This window comes from Synechococcus sp. R55.7, from assembly GCF_047461955.1.
GTDB lineage: Bacteria > Cyanobacteriota > Cyanobacteriia > Thermostichales > Thermostichaceae > Thermostichus.
The window spans coordinates 1-5,080 of sequence record NZ_JANSIC010000190.1; the positions used below are offsets into that span (position 1 = coordinate 1).

Consider the following 5,080-nt stretch of genomic DNA (forward strand, 5'->3'; position numbering starts at 1 on the left):
CCCAAACGCGCCAACTGCTGCACCAACAAACTCAAGAACAGGCCCACATCGGTAACAATCCCCACCGACTCCAGGGATCCCCGATCGGCCAGCTTGGTCACCACTGCCGGGTTGATGTCCACGCAGATCAGCTTGACCCCGGCAGGCGTCATGTTCCCGGCACCAATGGAGTGCAACATGCTGGAGAGCATCAACACCATGTCGGCCCCCTGCAGCAGCCGCGCATAATCCTGTTGGGCCTTGATCAGATCCATCTCCGTATCCGGCAGCGGCCCATCGTCGCGGATGGATCCCGCCAGGGAGAAGGGCACCTGAGCGCGAATACACTCGTAGAACACCCCGCCGGTAATCACGCCCGCTTCCACCGCAGCTCGGATACTGCCATACTTGCGGATGAGGTTGATGGTTTTGAGGTGATGCTTGTGGCCGCCCTTGACCGGGGTGCCCCGCGACAGATCCACCCCCAGCGAGGTGCCGTAGAGATTCTGCTCCAAATCGTGAACGGCAATGGCATTGCCCCCCAACAGCGCCTGCACATAGCCCTCCCGAATCAGGGTAGCCAAGTGGGATCCGCCGCCTGTGTGGATGACCACCGGCCCTGCCACCACCACCGTTTTGCCGCCCCGCTCCTTGATTTGCCGCAGCTCCCAGGCAATCTGCTCCACCAGGATCTCCACCCGCCGCTCGCTGGAGACCCCCGATCCCATAAAGGTGAACTCCTGGGAAGAGCGCTCTTTGCTGGCCTGGCGCACGGTGCGGATCCCTTCCACCCCACACACCACGGCATCCCCCACCTGCAAATCTCGAATCAGGGTGCAATAGGCTGAAAACTCCGTCTTGCCATTGCAATCGGATCCCTTGACCACGATCACCCCATCCATGCGCTGCCGCTGCACCGGGATCCACTGGCCGGCCACCCGCACCTGCGTGGGATAGATGGTGGTGACATAAAAATCGTCGGGCGCTACCCCTGCTTTCTCTACCCGCTCCAGACGGGCATCTTGCTGGGTTTCCTCCGAGAGACGGGCCCCCTGCTCGATCAAGGCGCTGAGAATGGTATCCAGGGTCTCTTCGGTGGGAGCGGAAACGGCCAGTTCCACCGTGGAAGTGCTCTGCCGTTTTTCCCCAAGCTGAAACTTGAGGATCTGGAAGCTGCCGCCATTGTCCACAATGCAATCGACGGCTCTGGTGAGCAGGTCGCTGTCCACCAAGTGTCCCTGGAGGGTCACCGTCCGGCTGAGCACCGTGGCCACCGGATCGGTTTGGGGAGCCACCGTCTCGTCGAGGCGCAGCGTCAGGCACTTGGCCGCCCCACCGGCTTTCAGGAACTCCGTCAGCTCCGTCTGCACCACCGCAAATCCCCGCTCCTGTAGGGTGGCTTCCAGCTCTGGGCTGACCCGATTCACCAAGATCGTGCCGTTCACATCCACGGCATTGCAGGCAAAGTGAATGGCATCCGCCTCCTGAACCGGGATCCGCTTTTCAGGGGGCACCCGCATCTCGATCAAGCGGTTGGAATAGGCATCAAAAGCCGGTGGATAGTAAAGCAAATAGCCTTCGGAGAGGGGGCAAAAGCAGGTGTCTAGGTGGTAGAACCGCTCGTCCACCAGCCGCAAAGACAACACCTCGATCCCCAGCCACTTGGCCAAGTAGGGGTGAGACTCCAACATGGAGCGAAAGCCGTAGCCCGCCCACAGCCAGCGCCCTGCCCGATCCAACAGAGCATCTCCCGCCCCCTCAAAAGCCAGGGCTGGCGGCAGCTCATAGACGGTGTAGCCCTGTTCCTCAAACCAAGCCTTGAAATGGGGCTGTTCCCCCTGCCGCTCTGGGTGATAAAAACGGCTCAGCACCACCTTGGATCCCAGGATGAGCCCAGCATTCGCCGTAAACACCATATCCGGCCATCCCGGCACCGGCTGGATTAGCTTCACCTCCGCCCGCTGCGAGAGATGCCGATAAAGAGCCTGCCACTGCTGCAGCGCCCGTTCTCGCGAAGAGCGGTGAACATTCCCCACCATCCAGGGGTTGATCACATAGTCCACCTCGTAGTGATCGGGTGGGCACATCAAATACCGAATGGCACCAGGCATAGATCTCAGAGCGCAATCTGCAGCAGGGCATCCCCTAGATTAGCAGTTGCGTGAGCAGCATCCTCAAGAATCATGAAAGAATCATTATTTGTGGGAATCTTTCGCCAGCTCTGGCTGCAGTGGGCTGGGATCGGCAATGTTGGGCAACTCCAGACAGTAGCCCGCCCCATAGACGGTTTTGATGTACTGGGGGTGGCGGGGATCCGGCTCCAGCTTGGTGCGCAGGTGGCGGATGTGAACACGGATGGTCTCGATGTCGTCGTCGGGCTCGTAGCCCCACACCTCCTGCAGGATTTCGCTGGGGGAAACGGTCTGCCCATGTCGCTGCATCAGACAGTGGAGCAGGTCAAACTCCAGGTGGGTGAGCTTGATCGTTTTGCCGAACCACAACGCCTCAAAGCGCTCCGGCACCAGCGTGAGAGGGCCATAGGTGAGGATCTCCCCATGCTTGGCCGCCTGTGGGATCCGGTCTGAGCGACGCAGCAGGGCCCGCACCCGCACCAGCAGCTCCTGCACCTCAAAAGGCTTGGTCAGGTAGTCGTCGGCACCGGCATTAAAGCCCTCGATCTTGTCCTGGGTTTGGCCGAGGGCGGTGAGCATCAAAATCGGGATCTCGCTGGTGCGCTCCTCCCGCCGCAAGCGCTGACAAACGGTCAGGCCATCTACCTGGGGCAGCATCAGGTCGAGGATGATCAGATCGGGGAGAACTTGCAGAGCCAGTGCTTGTCCGCGCACCCCATCGGTGGCCTTCACAACCTCGTAGCCCGCCAACTCCAGATTGATGCGCAGGATATCCAGAATCGAAGGGTCGTCCTCAATAATGAGTATGCGAGCCATAGCCGGTTGCAGCCCAAACTGCGGATAAAACGTTTTGTTAAATGTGCTAACAAAGAGCCGAAGCTTTACGACTGGAAGTTTACTTAATTTTAGCCTCATTGCAAATCTTACTGCGAAGTTAACCCGCAGGGTTGCCCAGCCCGGAGCCGGATGCAGGGGAAACTTTTCAACCCGTTTGGGGCAAATGGGTGCGTTTTTAAGGCCTACGGCCCGCTATCGCGAACGGATCTCCCTTTGGGGGAAGTGCTCCGCACCGCTGGCGCGAACGCGGCGATGAGGCGGCGGGTGTAGTCCTGCTGCGGCTGCTGGTAGATCTGGGAGGCGGGGCCAAGCTCTTCGATGCGGCCCCGGTTCATGACCATGATGCGGTCGCTCATGAACTTGACCACGCTCAGGTCGTGGGAGATGAACAGGTAGGCCAACCCCAGTTCCTCCTGCAGATCCTTGAGCAAGTTCAGCACCTGGGCCTGCACGGAGACATCCAGGGAAGACACTGCCTCATCGCAGACGATCAGGCGGGGCTCCGAGGCCAGGGCGCGGGCAATACAGATCCGCTGCCGCTGTCCTCCGGAAAACTGGTGGGGCAGGCGATCCAGCGCTTCCGGATCCAACCCTACCCGTTCAAACAGGCGTTGGGCCCGTGCTCGTCGCTCAGCAGCATTTCTCCCAATCCCGTGCAGGGCCATTGGCTCTATGACGCTGGCTCCCACACTCATGCGCGGATCCAGTGAGGCTGCCGGATCCTGAAAGATCAGCTGAATCTCGCGGCGGAGACGACGTAAGCGTTGGGGCGGCAAGCGGAGCAGCTCCTCGCCGTCGTAGATCACCTGGCCAGAGCTGGCACGGACCAGGCGCAACAGGGTTCGCCCCAGGGTGGTTTTGCCGCAGCCGGACTCTCCCACCAGCCCCAAGGTCTCTCCGGGGTAGAGGTCAAAGCTGATCCCATCCACAGCTCGGATCTCGCCCACCTGGCGGCCAAATGGCCCTCGACGGACGGCGTAGTGGGTTCGCAGATCCCGCACCTGCAGCAGGGGGGGCTGACTGTACAGCCGGCGCAGCCGTTCTTCCTCTAAGGACTCCGTCCCGCTTACGCGAACGGCAGCCGGGATCTCCACCTGCTGCCACTGCTCCTCTGGGGATCCCCCTTTTTCCAGAAAATCCTGGACGGTGGGCAACCGCCGCAACCGCCGCTCCAACACCGGGCGACAGGCCAACAGGCCGCGGGTGTAGGGATGCTGGGGATCCCGAAAGATCTGCTCCACCGATCCCTGTTCCACAGCTTGGCCCCGGCGCATCACCACCACCTGATCTGCCAGTTCGGCCACCAAATTGAGATCGTGGGTGATGAAGAGGATGGCCATCTGCCGGTGCTGCTGCAGCTCCCAGAGCAGGCGCAGGATTTCCGCTTGCACCGTAACATCTAGAGCGGTGGTCGGCTCATCGGCAATCAACAGTTGGGGATTGGAGGCGATGGCACAGGCAATGGCCGCCCGCTGGATTTGGCCGCCGGAGAGCTGATGGGGATAGCGCTCCAGCATCTGGGGAGAAAGCTGCACCTCCTCGAACAGGCGAATGGCCTGGGCGCGGATCTCCGCCGGCGTTAGAGAGGTGTTGGCCCTCAGGGTTTCCTGCAACTGCTGGCCACAAGTGTAGAGGGGGTTGAGGGCGGTGCTCGGCTCCTGGAAAATCATGGCGATCTGGGATCCGCGATAGCGCCGCCGTTGCCGGGGATCCAACTGCAGCCAGTCCACCGTTCCGTTGGGGCCCTTGAAGAGGATTTTGCCCTCCACCCGGGCCGAGCTGGGCAGCAGATCAATCAGCGTCAGGGCGGTCATGGTTTTGCCGGATCCCGACTCCCCCACCAGGCCTAAGGTCTGGCCGATCCCGATCTGGAAAGACAGCCCGTCCACCACCGGGGATCCCGAGGGCTCGCCAGCTGCACGGCTGGGCAAGAAAACCCGCAGCCCTTGTACGGTCAGCAAGGCAGAATCGGCAGTAGAGACAGCCTCAGTCATGGCGACGAAAGTGCTCCGCACCGCTGGCGCGAACGCATTAGGGGAATTGGCAGGATTATAGACTACCGCCCCCGCCTTGGCCTCCAAAGTGCTCCGCACCGCTGACCAAAAGGCGCGGCAAGCCCCGTCCTTCAGGGC

General features: G+C 61.3%; 3 protein-coding genes. All 3 read right to left on the reverse strand.

Features of this window, described 5'->3' with window-relative positions:
• Nucleotides 1-2,090: TIGR00300 family protein (locus NW820_RS09915; RefSeq protein ID WP_414407398.1), on the reverse strand; the 2,090-nt coding region annotated here is incomplete at its 3' end.
• A gap of 84 nt (nt 2,091-2,174) precedes the next feature.
• On the reverse strand, nt 2,175-2,927 hold the full coding sequence (locus tag NW820_RS09920; protein ID WP_414342492.1) for a response regulator transcription factor: 753 nt from the start codon (nt 2,925-2,927) through the stop codon (nt 2,175-2,177).
• A gap of 203 nt (nt 2,928-3,130) precedes the next feature.
• On the reverse strand, nt 3,131-4,942 hold the full coding sequence (locus NW820_RS09925) for an ABC transporter ATP-binding protein (RefSeq protein ID WP_414407399.1): 1,812 nt from the start codon (nt 4,940-4,942) through the stop codon (nt 3,131-3,133).
• Between the last annotated feature and the right edge of the window lie 138 nt (nt 4,943-5,080).

Excerpts from the sequence above, each read along its gene's own strand:
- NW820_RS09920 (WP_414342492.1), bottom strand. The coding sequence starts at position 2,927 with ATGGCTCGCATACTCATTATTGAGGACGACCCTTCGATTCTGGATATC.
- NW820_RS09925 (WP_414407399.1), bottom strand. The coding sequence starts at position 4,942 with ATGACTGAGGCTGTCTCTACTGCCGATTCTGCCTTGCTGACCGTACAA.